The sequence below is a fragment of the Salmonella sp. 741265116_PST genome (genome assembly GCF_046567715.1).
Taxonomy (GTDB): domain Bacteria; phylum Pseudomonadota; class Gammaproteobacteria; order Enterobacterales; family Enterobacteriaceae; genus Salmonella; species Salmonella enterica.
Genome location: NZ_JBKFPH010000019.1, coordinates 13,958 through 36,799, shown reverse-complemented (window position 1 = coordinate 36,799; position 22,842 = coordinate 13,958). Strand labels below are relative to the sequence as shown.

The following is a 22,842-nucleotide window of genomic DNA, read 5'->3' as shown; positions in this document are numbered from 1 at the left end:
TGTTGCGAATATTTTCTTAAATTTGGACAAATGGCAAATGGAGCATTAAAAAAATGCACTTATTGTGTAAGAAATCATCGATTATGTTGTAAATGAGCAGCGCCATAAGCACAATCCGCTGCTCAAGTCATCAGAAGGGAGAATTAGAGATCGCCAGTATAGTGCCAGCGAAGGTAGCGCAGCAGACGCATCTGGCGGGTAATACGCTTCGGTTGCGAAAGCAGACGATACAACCACTCCAGCCCCAGGTTCTGCCATATTTTTGGGGCGCGTTTGACGTGACCAGTAAACACATCATAGGTCCCGCCCACCCCCATATATAGCGCATGGGGATGCACTTCCCGACAATCGCGCATTAGCAATTCCTGTTTTGGCGATCCCATCGCGACGGTGACAATTTTCGCGCCGCTGGCATGGATACGCGCAAATAGCGCCTGACGCTGCTCCGGCGTAAAGTAACCATCCTGGCTACCCACAATATTGACGTTCCACTGCGTCCGCAGTTTTGCTTCCGTCTGCGCCAGCACCTCAGGCTTGCCGCCGACAAGAAATACCGGCGTGCCTTCTTTACCCGCGCGCGCCATTAACGCTTCCCAAAGGTCGGCGCCAGCCACACGAGAAACCTGCGCCTGCGGAAATTTTTTACGTATTGAACGCACCACGCTGATGCCATCGGCATATTTAAATTCCGCCGCCGCTATCAACGCGCGGACTTCCGGATTATCTTCCGCCGTCAGCAGCTTTTCGGCGTTGATCGCCACCAACGTGCCTTGCTTCAGTTGTCCATCGGCAAACAGATAATTCAGCGCATGTGACATGTCGCGCCAGCCAATCAGAGGTAATCCACGCAGCGAGTAAAGGGGCGCAGCGGCATTGTTGGTCATAGTTTTCCTTCCACCTGTGCCTGAGGGAGCGAAGTTGTACGTTTATGAATCAGTCCGGCGCTATCAAATAACCAGAACAGAAGCTTAGCGACCAGCAGGCTGGCGCCAAAAACCACCAGGAAGAAAACCACGCGCGAAACAAACGAATCCAGCCCTTCTCGCGCCAGCACAATCATATTAAAGATGGCGCCAAAGCAGAAACTGTGCAGAATCGCCGCCTTATAGCGATTGGGCTCCCGGTTACCCAGTTCATACAGCCAGTCGAACCATTTGATAATCAACCCGACGACGATCGCGCCGAGCGGAATAAACAGCGCCCCGCCCATGACCACCAGCGATCCGATAAGCGTTGGCGATATCGCCAGGCCAGAATGGTTGTTCAGGACTTCCCAGGTGAAGTAATTCGCAGAATTCAGCACGATACTGGGTCGTCCCGGCCATAACCAGGTGGGAATAAAGACGTAGAAATCACGCACGATAGGGGCCAGCCCCTGAAAATCGATATTGTGGTAATTTTGCAACAGCAGCGCCAGATTCTCCCACGGCGAAAAGGTATCGCGCGTCAGATAAAGAAACGTATAGAACGCCTCATCGCCGCTCACATTTAATCCGTAGCGTTTGAGCGCCAGCCAGAACATACCGACAATCCCCAGCACGCCCGCCGCCGCCAGCATCCACAGGCTGATCCAGCCCCGAATAATGCCGATAAACAGGAAGATAGCAAACGCAATAATGATGTTAGCGCGCGTGCCGCCGACAATCATGTAGGTCAACAGGCCAAACGCGACGGTGCTCACCAGAAAAAACAGCCACGCTTTGCTGTCCTGGCGCAGGAAATAGACCACCAGCATCGCCGGAATGAAGAAATAGAAGAACCGTTTTAACGCCACGCCGGAGACTTCGCTGGAAAAGATCTGGCTGTAGGAGTGCAGCCGGAACAGCAAAAAGCCGTTATGCATAAAGAAAATCGCCACGCTTACCAGCGCGATGCCCATCAGGATCACCCAGGTAAGGTGGGTTTCCACCCGGTTCATGGTAAATAGAGGCTTGCGTGGTACATCCACAACGCGTTTGCGTAAACGCGTTTTATAGGTCACGTAATACACGCCGTAGAAACAGGCGGCGGATAATAGAGCCTGCAATAAGATTTCCGGCGGCGCGACGCCAACGTCGAAACGAAATACCAGCACGCTGGTTAGCGGAAAACCAAAAAAGAAGGTCAACAAAAACAGCAACGAAAAGAAAACGTTGAAGTTAAAACGCACGCGGCGGAATTCAAACCAGGTCAGCGTGGCGATAAACAGCGTAGAGAGCAGCCAGACCACCAGCAGCCCGCTGAATTGCATTAAACTCATTCGGCTTCTCCTGCGGCGATTCTCAACGCATTATGCCACGGTTGCAGGTAGTTGGGGCTAAAGAAGGTGATGCCGCTTTTATCTACCGATGCGAGCTGACGCTGCGCCTCGCGCACGACCTGCTCATTAAGATCGTCCGTGGTAAACAGGACGGGCAGATGCTGTTCCGCCATATCCTGCCAGAAAGGATTGTCGCGGTTCAACACGCACGGGATATCGGCCTGAATTAGCAGACACAACGTCCCAATCCCCTGTTGGCGGGCAAAAATAAAATAACCGAGGTCGCACTGGCGCAACAGTGCAAGATAGGCATCAAATTCCATTTTTTCGCTAAGAATTTGTAGATTTTCGGCGCTAAACAGCGCCAGACCGGCCTGACGAACCTCATCAATATAGGCCTGGTTATTGGCCGGATAGCCCATCGGCACCACCACGTTTACCGTGTCGCCAAACTGCTGATACACCGCCCGTAACGCCGCAATATGTTGGTTACTGCGATCGCCGGAGTTCCCTACTAAAATGGTCAATTTCCCCGCACGTTGGCGCTCTTTTGCCATAGAGTTCAGGGAAGGATCCATGCGCGTCGGGAAATAGAGCAACTCGCCGCGTACGCCCGGGTGCTGGCGCGCAAAATAGCTGAGATCGCCGCGCGTCGCGAATACGCCCCCTACTCGTCCCTGCGCGATACGACGAAGCGGGTAGAAAAGGCGGAATTTCAGCCCGTGGGACACTTCGTAGAGATCCGCGCCCCAGATATGCCAGTAAAACTGAGCTGGCTTAATACCGCCGCTTAACAGCGCCAGCCACAGGCTGGTGTTGAACTGACCGTGAAAGAAGAATCTCTGTCGACGATTTGCTTTCGCTTTGGCGATGACCGCCTGAGCCAGCGCTTTCTTACTGCCATAAAAGCGAAGCGAGAGCGCCGGACAGCTTTCCGTGAAGCCGTTATCCTCGCCGGCAACCATAAATTCGCGCGCGTGCTCGCTTGTGGCGGCCAGCGTATCATTGAAAAACCGCAGCACGGTGTGGTTATGGTGAGGGATATCCGATCCCAGGACGTGAATCAGTACAGTCATGCTCGCCTACGCCAGAGTAAAAATACGCCGCAACAAAGTGAAAAATAGACAATATAGGTGGCCATATAAGCCTGTGCCGCGCCCAGCGCGCCGTGAGCGGGAATCAGCCAGTGAGCGAACGCCGTTAACAGAATGAACTGGCTAATTTCGGCCAGAATGTAAAATCGCAACGACGCTTTAGCAATCACCACATAACCGAAAACATAGGCGCCAACTTTCAGCACGTCGCCCACTAACTGCCAGGCGAACAGATCGCGCATCGCGGTGAATTTGGCGGAAAAAAGCAGCCAGATAGCAAAATCGCGCAGTAGCCAGACGGTAAAACTCGCCGCCGCAACCGCCGGTAAAACAAATTTCAGCGCTTTTACCACTTCACGCGTAATGTCCTGTTTTTCCGTCAGGCGTGAGAGCGTGGGTAACAGGTAAACGCTGAAGGAGGCGGTGATAAATTGCAGATAGGCGTCAGAAATACTGCTCACGCCCTGCCAGATCCCGACATCGCTCCAGCTATAGTGCGCGGCCAGTTGGTTTCGCATCATCACATAGGCGACCGGCATCGTAACGGAGGTAATCAGCGCCATCAGGGTAAATTTACTGAGCTGCCCTGCCAGACCGTTGTCCCAGGAGGGCTTGAGATAGCGTAGCGGGACGGTGCCGCGTTTAATCAGTATCATACCGGCTGGCACTACCACCAGCGCCGGCACCAGCGCCAGGCCAAGCAGAGCGCCTTCATAGCCGCCGACACGGTAGCAGAGATACCAGGCGGCGACGCCCAAAAAGCTGCCGACAATTAACGATAAGGCATTACCCGACGCGTCACGAAAGCCCTTCATTAGCGCCAGCAGCAGGTTCGCCCAGGCGATCCCCATTTGTACCAGCGCAACCAGACGCACCAGCCCTTGATAGTCCGTATGACCGAACAGTCCCTGGCTAATCGGCGCCGCCGCCAGCAGGAAGACCAGCGCCAGCAGCGTAGAGAACCCCAATACCATCGCGGAGGAGGTTCCCACCACGGTACGTAACTGCGCCGGGTCATCATGATGTTGTGCGACGAGTTTGGTAACGCCGTTAAATATCCCCGCGCCAGCCAATACGCCTAGCACGGTGATCATCTGGCGGAAGTTACCCGCTTGTCCGACGCCCGCCGGACCAAAAGAGACGGCCAGTAGTTTCACCACCAGCAGTCCGGCGCCAATTTTTACCAGCGTACTGACCGCCGTCCACAGGGAGGCTTTAGCAAGCGACATATCAGGAGAAATAATTTAGCAAGGTAGTAATCACCGTTCGTTGATCGACGGGCGCAAGGTTATAAAACAGCGGCAGACGCAACAAACGTTCGCTCTCTTTTGTGGTGTAGACATCGTCCCCGATAAACTCGCCGAATTTATCGCCCGCCGGACAATCATGCAGCGGAATGTAATGGAATACCGCCATGATTTCCGCCTCTTTCAGGAAATTAATCAGCGCGCTGCGATCGGTGATATCCCGCAGTTTGATGTAAAACATGTGGGCATTATGCCCGCAGTTTTCCGGAATAGAAGGCAGCTCGATACGCCCGGCGCGCGCCAGCGGCGTTAACGCATCGTAGTAAGTCTGCCACAGCGACAGACGCTGTTGATTGATACGATCGGCGGCCTCCAGTTGCGCCCACAGGTAGGCAGCCTGCAGATCGGACATCAAATAACTGGAGCCGATATCCCGCCAGGTGTATTTGTCCACCTGACCACGGAAGAACTGGCTACGGTTGGTGCCTTTTTCGCGGATGATCTCCGCGCGTTCAATCAGCGTACGATCGTTGATCAGCGTCGCGCCGCCTTCGCCGCCAGCGGTGTAATTTTTGGTTTCATGGAAGCTAAAACAGCCGATGTGACCGATCGTTCCTAACGCGCGCCCTTTGTACGTGGACATCACGCCCTGGGCGGCATCCTCGACAACGAACAGATTATACTTATCCGCCAGCGCCATGATGACGTCCATTTCACAAGCGACGCCAGCGTAGTGTACCGGCACGATAGCGCGGGTTTTATCAGTAATCGCCGCCTCAATCAGCGTTTCGTCAATATTCATCGTATCCGGACGAATATCGACAAACACAATTTTCGCGCCGCGCAGGACAAAAGCGTTAGCGGTGGAGACAAACGTAAAGCTCGGCATGATCACTTCATCGCCGGGCTGAATATCCAACAACAGAGCCGCCATCTCGAGTGATGCGGTACAGGAAGGCGTCAGCAACACCTTCGCGCTGCCGAAATGTTGCTCCAGCCACTGCTGGCAACGACGCGTAAAGCCGCCGTCGCCGCACAGTTTGCCGCTGCTCATTGCAGACTGCATGTATTCGAGTTCGGTTCCCACCACCGGCGGCGCATTAAAAGGAATCATGTTGTCACCTGTATAACCAGTACGCAGTGCTTTCGATGTTGGCACCGCTTTGTATGTAACGTTTAAGCGCGGCGGTGTTGCCCAACTGGGTCGCCACCCGCAATGTTGCTTTGCCGCGACTCTGCGCCCAACAGATCGCCGCCTGCATAAGTTCCGCTCCCGCGCCGCGTCCGGCCAACAGACCGATGCGCGCGTCGGTATCATTCAATTCCCGCAGCGAGACGTAACCACGGATAGCGCCTGTCTCTGTGCGAAGCACCAGGCATTGGTGATCAAACGTGCCGCGTACCGCATTCTCAATCCACTGGGCGTAAAAACGGGCGCTGGCGTCGGGCGCATACCACGGCGCGCGAAAACGACTCTGCGTAAACGCCTCTCCGGCCAACTGACGCAAAGCAGAAATGTCTTTAAGATGTGCAATTTCCGCGCCATGCTGGTCGCGATGCCCTTTTACCGGCAACGCAAAATCCACCTCGCCTTCAACCAAAGAGAATCCCAGCGATTGCAACGCCGACAGCCAGGCGATGTTTTCAGCCGGCACTTTTACCTGCACGCGTTGCCACGCCTGCAGCGCTTCTGGCGTTAATTCGGGCGCTGAGGCATCGATACGCACAATGCCGCTATTCACGCCAAAGAACGTATTTTCCCAGAGTAACGGTTCAATACTGGCGCGGACGGGCACGGAGCAACTCCAGTAAATATTGGCCATAGCCGGTTTTTTCAAGCTGACTGGCGGCGCGTTTCAAACCATCATCATCCAGCCAGCCGTTGCGCCAGGCAATCTCCTCCAGACAGGCAATTTTGAAGCCCTGGCGCTTTTCCACCGTCTGCACAAAAGTGCTCGCCTCAATCAGACTGTCGTGGGTGCCCGTATCCAGCCAGGCGAAGCCGCGGCCCAGCAGTTCAACGGTCAGCTTACCTTCCTCCAGATACATCTGGTTGATAGAAGTGATCTCCAGCTCGCCACGCCCGGACGGTTTCACGCGCTTCGCATACTCGACGACCTTGCTGTCATAGAAATAGAGGCCGGTGACCGCCCAGTTAGATTTAGGCTGTTTCGGCTTTTCTTCCAGCGAGAGCGCGTGAAAATCATCGTCAAACTCCACGACGCCAAAGCGTTCCGGGTCCATGACCTGATAGCCAAATACTGTGGCGCCTTCGGTACGCGCCGCGACCTGACGGAGTTTGGGGCTAAACCCCTGACCAAAAAAGATATTGTCGCCCAATACCAAGCATGAGGGTTCACCGTTGAGGAACGCTTCGCCAATGATAAAGGCCTGCGCCAGCCCGTCCGGACTGGGCTGCTCGGCATAATGTAAATCGATACCGAATGCTGCGCCGTCGCCCAACAAACGCTGAAAGTCGCGTTTATCCTCCGGCGTGGTGATGATCAGGATCTCACGAATGCCCGCCAGCATTAACACCGATAACGGATAATAAATCATCGGTTTGTCGTAGACGGGCAGAAGCTGCTTTGATACGCCGCGCGTAATGGGATGCAACCGGGTACCGGAACCTCCCGCCAGAATGATGCCTTTCATTCGTTTCTCCTCCAGGAGTAAGAACCTACCGTTTAGCGTTGCAGCCCTAAGCGTTCGCCCTGATAACTGCCATCCTGCACGGGTTTCCACCAGGCCTCATTGGCGAGATACCACTGAACGGTTTTTCGCATCCCGCTTTCGAAGGTTTCCTGCGGCGTCCAGCCCAGCTCGCGGGCGATTTTCGACGCGTCGATGGCATAGCGTAAGTCATGGCCGGGTCGATCGTCGACGAAGGTAATCAGATCGTGATAATTCGCTACACCCTGCGGTTTTTGCGGGGCCAACTCCTCCAGCAGAGCGCAGATCGTCCTGACCACATCCAGATTTTTACGCTCGTTATGACCGCCAATATTATACGTTTCGCCCACCGCGCCGTTCGTCACCACGTGATACAACGCACGGGCATGATCCTCCACATACAGCCAGTCGCGAATTTGCTGACCGTTGCCATAGACCGGCAATGGTTTACCCGCCAGCGCGTTCAGAATCATCAGCGGGATCAGTTTTTCCGGGAAATGGTAGGGCCCGTAGTTATTAGAACAGTTGGTGACAAGCGTAGGCAGACCGTAGGTACGTAACCAGGCGCGTACCAGATGGTCGCTGCTGGCTTTGGAGGCGGAATAAGGGCTGCTTGGCGCATATGGCGTGGTTTCGGTGAAGAAATCGTCTGCAGTATGCAGGTCGCCATACACTTCATCGGTAGAGATATGGTGGAAGCGGAACGCCGCTTTAGCGTCCGCGTCAAGCGCGGACCAGTAAGCGCGAGCGGCTTCCAGCAAGGTGTAAGTACCAACGATATTCGTTTCAATAAACGCCGCCGGGCCGTCGATAGAACGGTCTACATGGCTTTCCGCCGCCAGGTGCATCACGCTATCGGGCTGATACTGCTGGAAAACTCGCTCCAGTGATGCCCGATCGCAGATATCCACCTTCTCAAAGGCGAAACGGTCGCTTTGCGCCACCGATGCCAGAGACATCAGGTTGCCCGCATAGGTGAGTTTATCCACCACCACCACCGCGTCTGCCGTTTCATGGATGATATGCCGCACCACCGCAGATCCGATAAAGCCTGCGCCGCCGGTCACCAGAATCCGTTTCATCAGCGCCAGACTCCTTTGGTATCCACCACATAACGTTGAAGAACCGCATCGCCGGGAATCGCTTTAAATTCGTCGTGATCGACCAGCATCACCAGCACATCGGCGGCGGCCAGCGCCGCGTCCAGTTTCGCCAGCGTGCAAAGTCCGTCCAATTTTTTCGGCAACTGACGGATATTCGGTTCGACGACCAGGGTTTCGCCGCTGTGCCAGCGGGCGATACTTTGCGCGATCCCCATCGCCGGGCTTTCGCGCAGATCGTCGATATTCGGCTTAAAGGCCAGCCCAAAACAGGCGATTTTCACTTCGCTGGCGCGTTTATCGGTGGCCGCCAGGCAATCTGCGACCGCGGTTTTTACCTGATCGACCACCCAGTGCGGTTTGCCGTCGTTCACTTCACGCGCGGTGCGAATTAGTCTCGCCTGCTGCGGATTTTGCGCCACAATAAACCACGGATCGACCGCAATGCAGTGCCCGCCAACGCCTGGGCCCGGCTGCAAAATATTGACGCGCGGATGGCGGTTCGCCAGACGGATCAATTCCCAGACGTTAATCCCCTGATCGGCGCAAATCAGCGACAATTCATTCGCAAAGGCAATATTCACATCACGGAAGCTATTTTCCGTCAGCTTGCACATCTCTGCGGTGCGCGAGTTGGTGACAATGCATTCGCCCTCAAGGAAAATTTTGTACAGCGCGCTGGCGCGAGCCGAACATACTGGCGTCATACCGCCAATCACGCGGTCATTTTTAATGAGTTCCACCATCACCTGCCCCGGCAGCACACGCTCCGGACAATAGGCGATATTCACGTCGGCCTGCTCGCCCACCTGCTGGGGAAAGGTCAGATCCGGGCGCATCCCGGCCAGCCAGCCAGCCATTTGCTCCGTTGCGCCGACCGGCGATGTTGATTCCAGAATCACCAGTGCCCCTTTTTTTAATACCGGCGCAATGGATTTCGCCGCGGCTTCCACATAGGCCATATCAGGGTCGTGATCGCCTTTGAATGGCGTCGGCACGGCAATCAGGTACGCATCGGCTTCGACAGGTGTCGTCGTCGCACGCAGAAAGCCGCCTTCCACCGCCATCTTCACCACATTGCCCAACGCCGGCTCCACGATGTGAATTTCACCGCGATTTATGGTGTCTACTGCATGTTGGTTGATATCCACGCCGATAACCTGCTTCTGGCGGGAAGCAAAAGCGGCCGCAGTCGGTAATCCGATATACCCCAGCCCAATAACAGAAATGGTCGTAAAACTCATAACGATACCCGATAACTTTTTAACGCCTGTAAAATGCGCGCGCATGATTGCCCGTCACCATAAGGATTATGGGCGCGGCTCATGGTTTGATATTCATTTTCGTCGTGCAGCAGACGCATAACTTCCGCCACAATGCGCCGGGAGTCCGTGCCGATCAGTCTTACCGTACCAGCGGTAATGGCTTCCGGACGCTCTGTGGTTTCACGCATGACCAATACCGGCTTACCTAATGACGGCGCTTCTTCCTGAATACCGCCGGAATCGGTCAGAATGAGCCAGGCGTGATTCATCAGCCAGACAAAAGGTAAGTAGTCCTGCGGCTCAATCAGTACCACGTTTTCAACATGGCCGAGGATACGGTTGACAGGTTCGCTGACGTTGGGATTGAGATGCACCGGATAGACAATTTGCACATTCTGGTTCGCGGCGGCGATTTCCGCCAGCGCCTGGCAGATATGCTCAAAGCCCTGACCAAAGCTTTCACGCCGATGACCGGTCACCAAAATCATCTTCTTATTCACATTGAGGAAAGGATACTGCTCGGCCAGTTCAGCCTGTAATGTATCGCTCGCCAGAACGCGATCGCGTACCCAGATCAGCGCGTCAATAACGGTATTGCCAGTGACAAAAATGCGCTCATCCGGAATGTTCTCCCGCAACAGATTCTGCCGCGAGTTTTCCGTCGGCGCAAAGTGGTACATCGCCAGATGTCCGGTCAGCGTGCGGTTTGCCTCTTCCGGCCAGGGGGAATAGAGATCGCCGGTTCGCAACCCGGCTTCTACGTGCCCTACCGGAATTCGTTGATAGAAAGCCGCCAGGCTGGTAGCAATCGTAGTGGTGGTATCGCCATGAACCAGCACCACATCAGGTTTAAAATCTGCCAGGATCGGCTTTAATCCCTCCAGAATTCGGCAGGTAATTTCCGTCAACCCCTGTCCCGGCTGCATAATGTTGAGATCGAAATCAGGCACAATAGAAAAAAGAGTTAATACCTGATCAAGCATCTCCCGATGCTGCGCAGTAACGCATACTTTGGCCTCGAAATGAGGATCTTTTTCCAGCGCATGGACCAGAGGCGCCATCTTAATGGCCTCCGGTCGTGTACCAAATACAGTCAGTACTTTCACATCGATTCTCTTCGAATAGACAGTAGGGGCCCAGCCCCCTACTGCAGAGGTGTTGCTAAATCGTGCGGCGACGGGTTAAGGCAACGCCCGCACCGATTAGCGCCCCAACGATACCCCACATAATCATCAGGAAGGCTCGGCGTGGGCTATCACGTTTTACCGGTTCTTCCGGCGTACGCAAATAACGATAGGTCTGAAAACGAGGGTCCAGGGTCGGCCCCACATTAAGCGTATTCAACATTGCCCGATTTTGAAAGTAGTCCAAATCGAACGCAGGGCCAACCGCTTGCAGATTTTCAAGACGCGCCTGCAACATAGGGCGACCGAGTAAAAAAAGCTCTGAGTCCGGTAATTCATCTGCCGGGACATCCGTCGCGCTACGAGAAATATTATGTTGTTCCGCAATTTTGAGCGCCTGCTCAATACTGTTTACACGACGTGAATAGATCGCTTTCGCAACCTCCTCCTGCCGTTTGACCTGGGCTTTCATCTGCACGGTACGCGCAGCCCAGGCACCTTTTAATTCATCATTCAGATGGCTCGCCGCCCGCTGGCTGGCGAATGCGACATACTGACGCAGCAGATTATTGGCGTCCGGCGCAGTTTCAGCAATCAGCTTCACGTTGTCGTTGATGGCGCGTGTAAAATCGCCGGGCGTAAACTGTATGTTATTGATCAGTTCATCAAGCATCGCCGCATCAGCTTTGCTATTCCCGACCATTCGCTGCTTGTAATAGTCCGTCTGTAACCAGAAATCGCGGCGCGTATCCCAGGAGGCAAGTTGCATGATGAACTCTTTATACGCTTCATCCATCACCGAGGGCTTATCGGAAGAAGCGGGGTCGGTCTTAATATCCAGATTGCGCAGAAACTGCTGCTGGGAGTAATAACCGCCCAACATATTTACGGTTGGGCGATCGGTGATCGCCGTCGCACTCCACTCCTGACGAGCAAAAAAGGTATAGGCTAACGCGATAAGGGCAAATAGCAGGCCAATGCCGATAATCCAGAATTTGCCGGCCCATAAAGTACGAAACAACCCGCGAATATCCAGTTCATTTTCAGCGCTCACCGCGCGTGCCCCCGGTAATGGTTGTGTCATCGCATCCTCATTTACTTGGTTAAGTTTGGCCGGTTCTCACGGTGCCTGCGCAGGCGACGCTTCACACGCTTAATAAATCTCGCCACCTTCCAGGCCCGCTTAATGCAGTAGCCATAGAGGAAGAATGCTAGCAAAAAGAGCACCAACATAACCCATTCAGGAACAAAATGAGAATATTCTGCCGCTACGCCTACTCCCGCCAGAATGGCGGCGGCAAGCGTAATCAGTACAAACGCCTGACGAGAGGTAAATCCGGCGCGCATGATAAGATGGTGAATGTGCTGACGATCAGGTGAGAAGGGACTCATTCCTTTACGCAGACGGCGATACATAATCGCCACCATATCCATCAGAGGGATAGCGATAATCCATAGCGCGGTAACCGGACTGATAGGGTGAGTTTTCCCCTGCGTCGTTTCCAGTAAGATCCAGATAACGGTAAAACCAATCAGAGTACTACCGGCATCGCCCATAAAGACTTTATAACGCCGCCCCAAAATACCGAGATTAAGCATAATGTAAGGCAGAATCGCGGCGATCATTGCGAAGCACCATATTGCCAGGCTGGTTTGACCGTCAAACCATAAAATCAGCCCCATCGCCGCGAATGAGACGCTGGATAGCCCGCCCAACAGGCCGTCAATACCGTCCACCATATTGAAAGCGTTGATCGCCGCCCATACCGCAAACAGAGTAAGAAAATAACCGAAGGGACCGAGTACCATCTCCCAGGAGCCAAAGATATAGCCGAGGCTGCTAAGATAGAGCTTACCGAATACCATCATAATGATACCGATCGCGGCCTGTATGGTCGCACGGATCTTCACGCTGATATCAAAACGGTCGTCCAGCGCACCGATAAAAACCAGTACGCCCGCACAAGAAAGATAAAGCGACGCATGAGGAATATAGTGATCAACGATTCCGAATGTGAAGCAAATCCCTGCGTAAACCGAAATCCCTCCAACCAACGGTATCAGCCCCTGGTGGCGTTTACGAAAGTTGGGTTTATCCACTAAACCGATTTTTTTTGCGACCTTACGCGCAAAAAACAGGAACAGTGTCGTGAATAAAAAAATACTGATGAGATCAGTACTCACGGTCAGTAAATTCACAATGCGTGCTCTCAGATAAAATTAGTACCAGAAGTATAACCATGAAGACCTTTATTCAGAAGGGAAACCCTGCTCTGAATCAGGCAGAATTGTTTAAATATCAACCACACGATACCGATAACGAATGGATGGCGAAGCCCCGACCCGGTTTATCATCGTTTTGTAAATGTGTCGTTAAGATTACAGATATAAAACAAAAACGCCACGTAAAAACGTGGCGTTTTCAGGTAAAGACCAGGTTATGAGCGCTTCATCATCTCGAAAAAGTCGTCATTAGTTTTGGTCATCGCCAGTTTGTTAATGAGGAATTCCATCGCGTCAATCTCACCCATCGGATGGATGATTTTACGCAGTATCCACATTTTCTGTAGCTCTTCCTGAGTGGTGAGTAGCTCTTCTTTACGCGTACCGGAACGGTTGTAGTCAATAGCCGGAAAGACGCGTTTTTCAGCGATCTTACGCGAAAGATGCAGCTCCATGTTACCGGTGCCTTTAAACTCTTCGTAGATAACTTCGTCCATCTTGGAACCGGTATCGATCAGCGCCGTCGCGATGATAGTCAGGCTACCGCCTTCTTCCACGTTACGCGCCGCGCCGAAGAAACGCTTCGGACGATGCAATGCGTTAGCGTCCACACCACCGGTCAGTACTTTACCGGAAGCCGGCACCACGGTGTTGTAGGCACGCGCCAGACGGGTGATGGAGTCGAGCAGGATGATAACGTCTTTCTTGTGTTCAACCAGACGTTTCGCCTTCTCGATAACCATTTCGGCAACCTGAACGTGGCGGGATGCCGGTTCGTCAAAGGTAGACGCAACCACTTCGCCTTTCACCAGACGCTGCATCTCGGTCACTTCTTCCGGACGTTCGTCAATCAGCAGCACCATCAGCACGCAGTCCGGGTGGTTATACGCGATGCTCTGCGCGATGTTCTGCAGCAGCATGGTTTTACCCGCCTTCGGCGGCGCGACAATCAGACCGCGCTGGCCGCGACCGATCGGCGAAGCCAGATCCAGAACGCGTGCCGTTAAGTCTTCGGTAGAACCGTTACCACGCTCCATACGCAGACGAGAGTTTGCGTGCAGCGGGGTTAAGTTCTCAAAGAGGATTTTGTTACGGGCGTTTTCCGGTTTGTCGTAGTTAACTTCATTAACTTTCAACAGCGCAAAATAGCGTTCACCTTCTTTCGGCGGGCGAATCTTACCAGAAATGGTATCACCAGTGCGGAGGTTGAAACGGCGGATTTGGCTGGGGGAAACGTAGATATCATCAGGACCGGCGAGGTAGGAGCTGTCTGCAGAACGGAGGAAACCAAATCCATCCTGCAATATCTCCAGCACACCGTCGCCAAAGATATCTTCGCCACTCTTTGCGTGCTGCTTCAGGATGGCAAAAATAATGTCCTGCTTGCGCATACGGGCCAGGTTTTCCAGCCCCATACTTTCGCCGAGAGTGATCAGCTCAGAAACCGGCGTATTCTTTAATTCGGTAAGATTCATAATGGTGTGAGTTCTTAAACTTGGGGTAAATCTCGAACTTAATGTTGTGAATGGTATGGCAGGGTCATCCATGCCTGTTTACGGCTATCAACTCATGTCTGTTCGCTGTCTGGTCACAGGAAAGTACGCAGAACTGAAACGACAAGACGGAATGAGCGAAGAGCCAGGAATCTTTCCACTTCTCGTGCGAGAAAAAACGGGAAGTGACGGATAAAACCAGATTCAAACTTAATAAGGTATGTTTAATTCGAAGTCAACACTAACTTAGCACGACTCAGACCGGGCGTCCAGAGATCCTGACAATTTAAGAATAACGTAAGGACAACAGACGCCACGAAACGGCCTGATACCTTAATCATTCGTCAAATGACAGACGCCTGACCATACAGCGCCTTTGTCATTCGACGTATATACCCTTCATACTTCAAGTCGCTTATGTGTTGGCTACGCTCACTCACCCCAGTCACATAGTTATCTATGCTCCTGGGGACTCACTCCCTTGCCGCCTTTAAGCAACTCGAATTATTTTGGGTATAAAAGGTATTACGCCAGATTGGCGTCAAGAAACTCTTTCAACTGACCTTTAGACAGTGCGCCTACTTTGGTTGCCGCCACTTCGCCGTTTTTAAACAGCAGTAGAGTCGGAATACCGCGGATGCCATATTTAGGCGCAGTACCTGGGTTCTGGTCAATGTTTAGTTTGGCAACGGTCAATTTGCCCTGATATTCGTCAGCGATTTCATCCAGAATCGGAGCGATCATTTTACACGGCCCGCACCACTCTGCCCAGAAATCAACGAGGATAGCCCCGTCCGCTTTGAGTACATCCGTGTCAAAACTGTCGTCAGTCAGGTGAATAATTTTATCGCTCATATATAACTCCACAGGAATAAGCCTGGCGTGTTGGTGTAGCATTAACCAACGAGGTGCTGATGTTAACTTCGCCAACAAAGGTTGACTTTATTTCACCGGATACGCTTTCGTAAAGCAATAGTAAGCTGATATTCTACCACACTATGAGCAAAACACATTTAACAGAACAGAAGTTTTCCGACTTCGCCCTGCACCCACAGGTGGTTGAAGCCCTTGAAAAAAAAGGGTTTTATAATTGTACGCCCATTCAGGCACTGGCCCTTCCGCTAACGCTGGCGGGTCGTGACGTTGCAGGGCAGGCGCAAACCGGTACCGGGAAAACGATGGCGTTTCTGACGTCAACGTTTCATTATTTACTTTCTCATCCCGCGATCGACGATCGCAAGGTGAACCAGCCGCGCGCGCTGATCATGGCGCCGACGCGTGAATTAGCCGTACAAATTCACGCAGACGCGGAGCCGTTGGCGCAAGCGACAGGCTTAAAATTAGGCCTGGCTTACGGCGGCGATGGTTACGACAAGCAGCTTAAAGTGCTGGAAAGCGGCGTTGATATTCTTATTGGTACGACGGGCCGACTGATCGACTACGCCAAACAAAATCACATTAACCTCGGCGCCATTCAGGTCGTCGTACTCGATGAAGCCGATCGCATGTACGATTTGGGCTTTATTAAAGATATCCGCTGGCTGTTCCGTCGTATGCCGCCGGCTGCGCAGCGTCTGAACATGTTGTTCTCCGCCACCCTGTCTTATCGGGTTCGCGAGCTGGCGTTTGAACAGATGAACAACGCCGAATATGTTGAAGTGGAACCGGAGCAAAAGACCGGCCACCGCATTAAAGAAGAGCTTTTCTACCCCTCTAATGAAGAGAAAATGCGTTTACTGCAAACGCTGATCGAAGAAGAGTGGCCGGATCGCGCCATTATTTTCGCCAACACCAAGCATCGTTGCGAAGATATCTGGGGACATCTGGCGGCAGATGGCCATCGTGTTGGTCTGCTGACCGGCGACGTCGCGCAGAAAAAGCGCCTGCGGATTCTGGATGAGTTCACCCGCGGCGATCTGGATATTCTTGTGGCGACCGATGTCGCGGCGCGCGGGTTGCATATCCCCGCCGTAACGCACGTCTTTAACTACGATCTGCCAGACGATTGTGAAGACTATGTTCACCGTATCGGTCGTACCGGTCGCGCTGGCGCCAGCGGTCATTCCATCAGCCTGGCTTGCGAAGAGTATGCGCTGAATCTGCCCGCCATTGAGAGCTATATCGGCCACTCGATTCCGGTCAGCAAATACAATCCGGAAGCGCTCATGAACGATCTGCCCAAGCCGTTGCGCTTAACGCGCCCGCGTACAGGCAATGGCCCACGCCGCGCTGGCGCTCCGCGTAATCGTCGTCGTTCAGGTTAAGAAAAGTTATGCCATACACAAAATCATTTAGCCTGTATCAAGGCGGCAAGAAAACAAATCCCGATGAGCTTAGGAAGAGTACGCAGCCAACACGGATACCGGTTGAAGGATGAAGTGTATGAATTCCACCTCGTTGTATGCCGCCATTGATCTCGGTTCCAATAGTTTTCATATGCTGGTCGTGCGCGAGGCGGCGGGAAGCATCCAGACGTTGACCCGAATAAAACGTAAGGTGCGTCTGGCCGCGGGTCTGAACAATGACAACCACCTTTCAGCCGAAGCGATGGAACGCGGCTGGCAATGCCTGCGTCTGTTTGCTGAACGTTTGCAGGATATTCCGCAGCCGCAAATCCGCGTGGTTGCCACCGCAACATTGCGTCTCGCCGTCAATGCGGGGGAATTTATCGCGAAAGCGCAGACTATCCTTGGTTGTCCGGTGCAGGTTATCAGCGGCGAAGAAGAGGCGCGGCTGATTTATCAGGGGGTCGCTCATACCACCGGCGGCGCAGATCAGCGGCTGGTGGTGGATATCGGCGGCGCCAGCACTGAACTGGTTACCGGCACTGGCGCGCAAACCACGTCGCTGTTTAGCCTGTCGATGGGCTGCGTAACGTGGCTTGAACGCTATTTTAGCGATCGTAATCTGGCGCAAGAAAACTTTGATGACGCGGAGAAAGCCGCGCGCGATGTGCTGCGTCCGGTCGCCGATGAACTGCGTTTTCATGGCTGGAAGGTCTGCGTGGGTGCCTCCGGCACCGTACAGGCGTTGCAGGAAATCATGATGGCGCAGGGGATGGACGAGCGCATTACGCTCGCCAAACTGCAGCAGCTAAAACAACGCGCGATACAGTGCGGGCGTCTGGAAGAGCTGGAAATCGAAGGCCTGACGCTGGAGCGCGCGCTGGTTTTCCCAAGCGGGCTGGCTATTCTGATCGCAATATTTACCGAGCTGAACATCCAGAGCATGACGCTGGCAGGCGGCGCGTTACGCGAAGGGCTGGTGTATGGGATGTTGCATCTGGCGGTAGATCAGGATATCCGCAGCCGCACGCTGCGAAACATTCAGCGTCGGTTTATCGTCGATACCGATCAGGCAAATCGTGTGGCGAAGCTGGCAGATAACTTCCTCAAACAGGTAGAAAATGCCTGGCATATTGAGCCTATCAGTCGTGAACTGTTGCTTAGCGCTTGCCAGTTGCATGAGATCGGTCTGAGCGTTGATTTTAAACAAGCGCCCTATCATGCCGCCTATTTAGTACGCCATTTAGATCTGCCTGGTTATACGCCCGCGCAGAAAAAGTTGCTTGCCACCCTCTTACTGAATCAGACCAATCCGGTCGATCTCTCTTCGCTTCATCAGCAAAACGCGGTACCGCCCCGTGTTGCGGAACAGCTATGCCGTTTGCTACGACTGGCGATTCTCTTTGCCGGTCGCCGTCGTGACGATCTGGTACCAGAAATTACGCTACAGGCGCTAAATGAAAATCTGACGTTAACCTTGCCTGGCGACTGGCTGGCGCATCACCCGCTGGGTAAAGAGTTGATTGATCAGGAAAGCCAGTGGCAAAGCTATGTACACTGGCCGCTGGACGTTCGCTAACCGTGGTCTGATTGCCGGATGACGCTTCGCTTATCTGGCCTACGATTTCGCTCGCTTTGCCGCCATCATGGCTTTCAGATTAGCCAGGTGACTTTGCCCTTTTTGCATTCGCTCCTCAGCGCTTACCACTTTGCGCTCCTGCTCCCAGATTAAATCATCCTGCGGTAGTTCTAACAGGAAGCGGCTGGGTTCCGGGCGCACCAGTTCCCCATACTGACGGCGCTCTTTACATAATGTAAAGGTGAGCTCTTTCTGCGCGCGAGTGATCCCGACATAGGCCAGCCGACGCTCTTCCTCAATATTGTCTTCGTCAATGCTGCTTTGATGCGGCAAAAATCCTTCTTCCATTCCCACCATATAGACATACGGGAATTCCAGTCCTTTCGATGCATGAAGCGTCATCAACTGTACCTGATCCAGCTCTTCTTCGCTCTCGCCGCGCTCCATCATATCGCGCAGCGTAAAGCGTGTAACCACCTGGGTTAGTGTCATCGGCTCATCGAGTTCGTTGCCTTCCAGCATCTCAGTCATCCAGCTAAAGAGCTGGTTAACGTTTTTCATACGCATTTCCGCCGCTTTGGGGCTCGGCGAGGTTTCATACAACCAGGATTCATAGTCAATACCGTGGATGAGATCGCGCACGGCGGCGACAGGCTCGCGTTCGGCCAGACGCTGGATTTCCCCCAGCCAGTGGGTAAAACGCGTCAATGAATCGTAACCACGTCCGGTCAGCTTTTGGCTAAGTCCCATATCAAAGCTGGCGGTAAACAGGCTTTTATTACGCGTCATTGCCCATTCACCCAGTTTTTGCAGAGTGGCCGGACCGATTTCGCGTTTTGGCGTATTCACGATGCGCAGGAAAGCGCTGTCATCATCCGGGTTGGTCAACACCCGCAGGTAGGCCAGCAGGTCTTTAATCTCCGGACGGGAGAAGAATGAGGTGCCGCCGGAAATTTTGTACGGAATGCGGTTCTGCATGAGGAATTTTTCAAATACCCGCGACTGATGATTCCCGCGATACAGAATGGCGTAATCCTTATACTGGGTCTTGTTCACAAAGTGATGGGCAATCAGTTCGCCGGTAACGCGCTCAGCTTCATGCTCTTCATTGTTTGCGCTTAACACTTTGAGTTCCGCGCCGTAACCGAGCTCGGAAAAGAGGCGCTTTTCAAAGACGTGCGGATTGTTGGCGATGAGAATATTCGCCGCTTTCAGGATGCGGCCCGAAGAACGATAGTTTTGCTCCAGCTTAATCACCTGCAGCGCCGGAAAATCCTGGCTCAGTAACACCAGGTTTTGCGGACGCGCGCCGCGCCAGGAGTAGATAGACTGATCGTCATCGCCTACGACCGTAAAGCGCGCGCGTTGCCCAACCAGCAGCTTAACCAACTCATACTGGCTGGTGTTAGTATCCTGATATTCATCCACCAGCAGATAACGAATTTTATTCTGCCAGCGCTCGCGCACCTCGTCATTGCGTTGCAGCAGCAGCGTCGGCAGCAAAATCAAATCATCAAAATCGAGAACGTTACATGCCTTCATATGGGCGTCGTAAAGCCCGTAGCAGTGGGCAAAAATACGATCGCGTTCGCCTTTCGCCCCGGCCGCTGCCTGCGCAGGCGTTTTGAGATCGTTTTTCCAGTTGGAGATCGTGGAGATCAGCTGTTGCAACAGAACCTTGTCATCTTCGATCAGGCCTTCGGTCAGCTCTTTGAGCAAGGCGACCTGGTCGGTATCGTCAAACAATGAAAAGTTCGATTTCATCCCCAGCGCAGCGTACTCGCGCTTAATAATATCCAGCCCTAGCGTATGAAAGGTGGAGATCATCAAACCGCGCGCTTCCTTACGACCGAGCGTCTGCCCGACGCGTTCTTTCATTTCGCGCGCCGCTTTATTGGTAAACGTCACCGCCGCAATATGCCGGGCCTGATAGCCGCATCCGCGGATCAGGTGGGCGATTTTATTGGTAATTACGCGAGTTTTACCAGAACCCGCTCCTGCCAGCACCAGGCAGGGTCCGGTGACGAATTCGACAGCGTGTTGTTGGCCGGGATTTAAACGCATGGGAATAGTGCTCAATCTTCGAACGGGGGAGGGATTGTAGCAGAAAGCGAGGCCCAGAGAAGACCAGGCTGCTTTTTCAGGCAGCCTGGAAAAGGTCAATCAGCAGGCTCTGGCGGCAAGCGGCGTATAGCCATTACGCTGTGCGCCCTTGATCCAACTGTAAGAACCCATTAGCGCGATCGCCGTCAGCAGAACATACTCAAGCGACATCGCATAAACGCCCTGTACCGCATAGATCACGACGCTAATTACATCAATAATCACCCACAGCAGCCAGTTTTCCACGTACTTGCGGGTCATCAGCACCATCGCCGCAATCGACAACACCAGCATGGTGGAATCCCAGAACGGGAACGCGTCCGGCTGGAGTTCAGGCATCGCCACCTGCATACCTACCGTTTGCAGCAGGGCGAGCATAACGCGGGTCAACATAGCGAAGACCGGATCGATAAACCACGTCATCAGCAGAATGGCGATAATACATATGCCCCCCAACCCCCATGTTTGTTGACGAGAAAGCCAGCGTACTTTCAGAGCGGCTTCCTGGGCGTCATTCTGCCGGCTCCATGCGTACCAGCCGTAAATATTCGCCGCAAAGAAAAACACCTGAAGCAGCAAGCTGGCATACAGTTGAATCTGAAAAAAGATGGCGGCAAACAGAGTGACGTTAATCAAGCCAAACAGGTAATTAATGATTTTTTCCCGACTGGCGCACCAAATGCACAATAAGCCGAAGACGGTGCCGATAGCCTCAATCCACGACAGCGCATACCCACCCTCGCCGAGAGGAATGTTGACCATTACATTGTTAATGCTGAAAAAGTCCATCATTGCTCTCCTTGCAAACTATCGAAATAAATGGCCTGAAGCGCCAGAGAAATCTGGCGTTCTTCACCTTGCTGGCACAAGATATCCTGCTGAACATAATGGTTAATGCTGCTCTCCAGACAACCATTATGCGCGACGACCACATTTAGCAACGACGCTGTACGCAGCCCACGTAACGCCCCCACGACCATCAACGCGGCGGTTTCCATATCCGCGCCGAGAACCCCACGGGCCGACCATTCGGCATCCAGTTCAGCTTCGCGATCGGTATAAAAGCTGTCATGGCTGCGCACCAGCCCGTAAACGGCAGAGATATTCATCTGTTTCGCCTGCTGTATCAGCGTGGCGGTAAGATACGGGTCCGCACAGGCCGGATAACTGGCGGGTGCATAGGTTTTGCTGGCGCCGTCGTCAGCCACCGCGCCGTGGGCGATGATCACATCGCCCTACGCCAGCGAGTCCTGCAACGCGCCGCAACTACCGATACGGATTAATGTGTTGACGCCAACCTGGCGTAACTCCTCGATGGCGATAGCGGTTGACGGTCCGCCGATTCCGGTGGAGAGCACGACTATTTCAACGCCCTGATACCAGCCGCGCGCCGCGCGAAACTCCCGGTTTTGACCCAGAATCTCAGCCTTATCAAGAAAACGGGCGATTCTATCCACCCGCCCGGGATCGCCGGGCAAAAGCGCATATTTCGCGCGGGTCATGCTTGTGTTAAGCCGAATATGGGGTTGCATCTCCCGTCTCCTTATTGTTCTGAGAGGTTCAGATGTCCGCCTCCTGTTTGAGTTTTTCAGGAGCCAGTAAAATGATCCGCTCACCGTCGGTATCGATAATGTTCAACGATTTCAGATCGTGCAGTATCCGGTTGATACTGCGCGTTGTCGCCGCAAATTCCTGACCAAGATTCTGCTTATCAAGCAAAATAGTGGTTGATTCATATTGTTGATAACGCAGCCATAATGCCTGGCATACGCGCTGATGCAGCGAGTACAAATTGTCGCTACTGGCCTTTTTCGACAACTGGTAATACTGTTGGCTGAAAAAACGCAGCATTCGCTGGTTAAAGTGGTTATCCAGTGTCAGCCAGCGGCAAAAATGCGCTTGCGCCAGGCTGAGTAGCTGTACATTGCCGACGGCTACGACAGAACAGATGTAATGCCGCGACTCAAATATCTCCAGCTCACCCAGCATGTCGCCTTTGCCATAACGCGCCTGCCGGTAACGGCGTCCATCTTCAGCTTCGTAAAAAACATCCACTTCACCGGCCACGATGAGCGAAAATTGCTGGCATATTTCCCCCTGGCGGCAGATAAGCGCGCCGCGGGAAATGTCGTCAAATCGCCAGCACTGCATGATTTCCAACGGACAATATTTGAGTAATTCATAAAGCACTGGGTCGCGTACGACCTGGCGTAGCCCTAAAAGCCAGTCGTCTGGAAATTCTGCGTTTTTCATTATGTTCATGGTATCTCGCCCCTTGCCAGAAAGGACAGGACCGCCGTCCCGCAAATCCGAAATACGCCCGCTAAAAATGCCGCTTATCTCCCGGTTCATTAAATCAGGCGGGACATCTGTCCTGTAATGGCGAAGAGTATATGTCTGACGGCCTAAGGAGTGAT

Annotated in this window: 20 protein-coding genes and 1 pseudogene; 2 read left to right on the top strand and 19 right to left on the bottom strand. The window is 53.3% G+C overall.

Features of this window, described 5'->3' with window-relative positions; genetic code table 11:
- Window positions 1-143: 143 nt before the first annotated feature.
- The 15 genes from wecG to trxA form a co-directional block, all read right to left on the bottom strand.
- Entirely contained in the window at window positions 144-884 is a 741-nt protein-coding gene (wecG, locus tag ACLD11_RS14440) for a lipopolysaccharide N-acetylmannosaminouronosyltransferase (protein WP_000183617.1), read from the bottom strand.
- The gene (gene wzyE, locus ACLD11_RS14435; RefSeq protein ID WP_000055605.1) at window positions 881-2,239 is read right to left on the bottom strand and encodes an ECA oligosaccharide polymerase; all 1,359 of its coding nucleotides are present in this window, start codon (window positions 2,237-2,239) and stop codon (window positions 881-883) included. The genes wecG and wzyE overlap by 4 nt, the downstream gene beginning before the upstream one ends.
- The gene (locus tag ACLD11_RS14430) at window positions 2,236-3,315 is read right to left on the bottom strand and encodes a TDP-N-acetylfucosamine:lipid II N-acetylfucosaminyltransferase (protein WP_183058921.1); all 1,080 of its coding nucleotides are present in this window, start codon (window positions 3,313-3,315) and stop codon (window positions 2,236-2,238) included. Before ACLD11_RS14430 ends, wzyE begins: the two co-directional genes overlap by 4 nt.
- Window positions 3,312-4,562: a lipid III flippase WzxE gene (gene wzxE / locus ACLD11_RS14425; protein WP_183058922.1), complete on the bottom strand. Its 1,251-nt coding sequence runs from the start codon at window positions 4,560-4,562 to the stop codon at window positions 3,312-3,314. The genes ACLD11_RS14430 and wzxE overlap by 4 nt, the downstream gene beginning before the upstream one ends.
- A gap of 1 nt (window position 4,563) precedes the next feature.
- Window positions 4,564-5,694 carry a dTDP-4-amino-4,6-dideoxygalactose transaminase gene (gene rffA / locus ACLD11_RS14420; protein WP_023219572.1) on the bottom strand — a complete coding sequence of 377 codons (1,131 nt, stop codon included), beginning with the start codon at window positions 5,692-5,694 and terminating at the stop codon, window positions 4,564-4,566.
- 4 nt (window positions 5,695-5,698) lie between these two features.
- On the bottom strand, window positions 5,699-6,376 hold the full coding sequence (gene rffC, locus ACLD11_RS14415; RefSeq protein WP_411015041.1) for a dTDP-4-amino-4,6-dideoxy-D-galactose acyltransferase: 678 nt from the start codon (window positions 6,374-6,376) through the stop codon (window positions 5,699-5,701).
- Complete coding sequence (gene rfbA, locus ACLD11_RS14410; RefSeq protein ID WP_183058923.1) at window positions 6,354-7,235, bottom strand: glucose-1-phosphate thymidylyltransferase RfbA; 882 nt, start codon at window positions 7,233-7,235, stop codon at window positions 6,354-6,356. Before rfbA ends, rffC begins: the two co-directional genes overlap by 23 nt.
- A 32-nt stretch (window positions 7,236-7,267) precedes the next feature.
- Window positions 7,268-8,335 (bottom strand): dTDP-glucose 4,6-dehydratase, encoded by a 1,068-nt coding sequence (gene rffG / locus ACLD11_RS14405; protein ID WP_411015040.1) that lies wholly within the window; start codon window positions 8,333-8,335, stop codon window positions 7,268-7,270.
- Window positions 8,335-9,597 (bottom strand): UDP-N-acetyl-D-mannosamine dehydrogenase, encoded by a 1,263-nt coding sequence (gene wecC, locus ACLD11_RS14400; protein ID WP_411012050.1) that lies wholly within the window; start codon window positions 9,595-9,597, stop codon window positions 8,335-8,337. The genes rffG and wecC overlap by 1 nt, the downstream gene beginning before the upstream one ends.
- Window positions 9,594-10,724 carry a UDP-N-acetyl glucosamine 2-epimerase gene (wecB, locus tag ACLD11_RS14395; RefSeq protein ID WP_411012051.1) on the bottom strand — a complete coding sequence of 377 codons (1,131 nt, stop codon included), beginning with the start codon at window positions 10,722-10,724 and terminating at the stop codon, window positions 9,594-9,596. The genes wecC and wecB overlap by 4 nt, the downstream gene beginning before the upstream one ends.
- Window positions 10,725-10,779: 55 nt before the next feature.
- Window positions 10,780-11,826: an ECA polysaccharide chain length modulation protein gene (gene wzzE, locus ACLD11_RS14390; protein ID WP_000193413.1), complete on the bottom strand. Its 1,047-nt coding sequence runs from the start codon at window positions 11,824-11,826 to the stop codon at window positions 10,780-10,782.
- A gap of 11 nt (window positions 11,827-11,837) precedes the next feature.
- Complete coding sequence (gene wecA / locus ACLD11_RS14385) at window positions 11,838-12,941, bottom strand: UDP-N-acetylglucosamine--undecaprenyl-phosphate N-acetylglucosaminephosphotransferase (protein ID WP_411012052.1); 1,104 nt, start codon at window positions 12,939-12,941, stop codon at window positions 11,838-11,840.
- Between the two features lie 239 nt (window positions 12,942-13,180).
- Window positions 13,181-14,440, bottom strand: a complete 1,260-nt coding sequence (gene rho, locus ACLD11_RS14380) for a transcription termination factor Rho (RefSeq protein ID WP_001054532.1) — start codon at window positions 14,438-14,440, stop codon at window positions 13,181-13,183.
- Window positions 14,441-14,527: 87 nt separating this feature from the next.
- The gene (locus ACLD11_RS14375) at window positions 14,528-14,611 is read right to left on the bottom strand and encodes a rho operon leader peptide (RefSeq protein WP_134820045.1); all 84 of its coding nucleotides are present in this window, start codon (window positions 14,609-14,611) and stop codon (window positions 14,528-14,530) included.
- Between the two features lie 372 nt (window positions 14,612-14,983).
- Window positions 14,984-15,313, bottom strand: coding sequence for a thioredoxin TrxA (trxA, locus tag ACLD11_RS14370; RefSeq protein ID WP_001280776.1), 330 nt, complete (start codon window positions 15,311-15,313; stop codon window positions 14,984-14,986).
- Between the two features lie 143 nt (window positions 15,314-15,456).
- Here trxA and rhlB point away from each other — a divergent pair, with 143 nt between their 5' ends.
- Together rhlB and gppA are read left to right on the top strand one after the other, a co-directional pair.
- On the top strand, window positions 15,457-16,722 hold the full coding sequence (rhlB, locus tag ACLD11_RS14365) for an ATP-dependent RNA helicase RhlB (protein ID WP_183058926.1): 1,266 nt from the start codon (window positions 15,457-15,459) through the stop codon (window positions 16,720-16,722).
- A gap of 118 nt (window positions 16,723-16,840) precedes the next feature.
- A complete protein-coding gene (gppA, locus tag ACLD11_RS14360; protein ID WP_001089447.1) occupies window positions 16,841-18,322 on the top strand; it encodes a guanosine-5'-triphosphate,3'-diphosphate diphosphatase in 1,482 nt (493 codons plus the stop codon).
- Window positions 18,323-18,361: 39 nt separating this feature from the next.
- On the opposite strand, the gene rep is transcribed toward gppA, so the two are convergent.
- The 4 genes and pseudogenes from rep to ACLD11_RS14340 all read right to left on the bottom strand — a co-directional run bounded on the left by rep (window position 18,362) and on the right by ACLD11_RS14340 (window position 22,687).
- Window positions 18,362-20,386, bottom strand: a complete 2,025-nt coding sequence (rep, locus tag ACLD11_RS14355) for a DNA helicase Rep (RefSeq protein WP_001238842.1) — start codon at window positions 20,384-20,386, stop codon at window positions 18,362-18,364.
- Window positions 20,387-20,485: 99 nt separating this feature from the next.
- Window positions 20,486-21,214, bottom strand: a complete 729-nt coding sequence (gene pnuC / locus ACLD11_RS14350) for a nicotinamide riboside transporter PnuC (RefSeq protein ID WP_411012417.1) — start codon at window positions 21,212-21,214, stop codon at window positions 20,486-20,488.
- Window positions 21,214-21,957 (bottom strand): annotated as a pseudogene (locus ACLD11_RS14345) (nucleoside phosphorylase). The gene pnuC and the pseudogene ACLD11_RS14345 overlap by 1 nt, the downstream one beginning before the upstream one ends.
- Window positions 21,958-21,985: 28 nt before the next feature.
- Window positions 21,986-22,687 carry a Crp/Fnr family transcriptional regulator gene (locus ACLD11_RS14340; RefSeq protein ID WP_183058928.1) on the bottom strand — a complete coding sequence of 234 codons (702 nt, stop codon included), beginning with the start codon at window positions 22,685-22,687 and terminating at the stop codon, window positions 21,986-21,988.
- Between the last annotated feature and the right edge of the window lie 155 nt (window positions 22,688-22,842).

Coding starts and splice junctions, on each gene's coding strand:
- wecG (WP_000183617.1), bottom strand. CDS start 884: ATGACCAACAATGCCGCTGCGCCCCTTTACTCGCTGCGTGGATTACCT.
- wzyE (WP_000055605.1), bottom strand. CDS start 2,239: ATGAGTTTAATGCAATTCAGCGGGCTGCTGGTGGTCTGGCTGCTCTCT.
- ACLD11_RS14430 (WP_183058921.1), bottom strand. CDS start 3,315: ATGACTGTACTGATTCACGTCCTGGGATCGGATATCCCTCACCATAAC.
- wzxE (WP_183058922.1), bottom strand. CDS start 4,562: ATGTCGCTTGCTAAAGCCTCCCTGTGGACGGCGGTCAGTACGCTGGTA.
- rffA (WP_023219572.1), bottom strand. CDS start 5,694: ATGATTCCTTTTAATGCGCCGCCGGTGGTGGGAACCGAACTCGAATAC.
- rfbA (WP_183058923.1), bottom strand. CDS start 7,235: ATGAAAGGCATCATTCTGGCGGGAGGTTCCGGTACCCGGTTGCATCCC.
- rffG (WP_411015040.1), bottom strand. CDS start 8,335: ATGAAACGGATTCTGGTGACCGGCGGCGCAGGCTTTATCGGATCTGCG.
- wecC (WP_411012050.1), bottom strand. CDS start 9,597: ATGAGTTTTACGACCATTTCTGTTATTGGGCTGGGGTATATCGGATTA.
- wzzE (WP_000193413.1), bottom strand. CDS start 11,826: ATGACACAACCATTACCGGGGGCACGCGCGGTGAGCGCTGAAAATGAA.
- rho (WP_001054532.1), bottom strand. CDS start 14,440: ATGAATCTTACCGAATTAAAGAATACGCCGGTTTCTGAGCTGATCACT.
- trxA (WP_001280776.1), bottom strand. CDS start 15,313: ATGAGCGATAAAATTATTCACCTGACTGACGACAGTTTTGACACGGAT.
- rhlB (WP_183058926.1), top strand. CDS start 15,457: ATGAGCAAAACACATTTAACAGAACAGAAGTTTTCCGACTTCGCCCTG.
- gppA (WP_001089447.1), top strand. CDS start 16,841: ATGAATTCCACCTCGTTGTATGCCGCCATTGATCTCGGTTCCAATAGT.
- rep (WP_001238842.1), bottom strand. CDS start 20,386: ATGCGTTTAAATCCCGGCCAACAACACGCTGTCGAATTCGTCACCGGA.
- pnuC (WP_411012417.1), bottom strand. CDS start 21,214: ATGGACTTTTTCAGCATTAACAATGTAATGGTCAACATTCCTCTCGGC.
- ACLD11_RS14340 (WP_183058928.1), bottom strand. CDS start 22,687: ATGAACATAATGAAAAACGCAGAATTTCCAGACGACTGGCTTTTAGGG.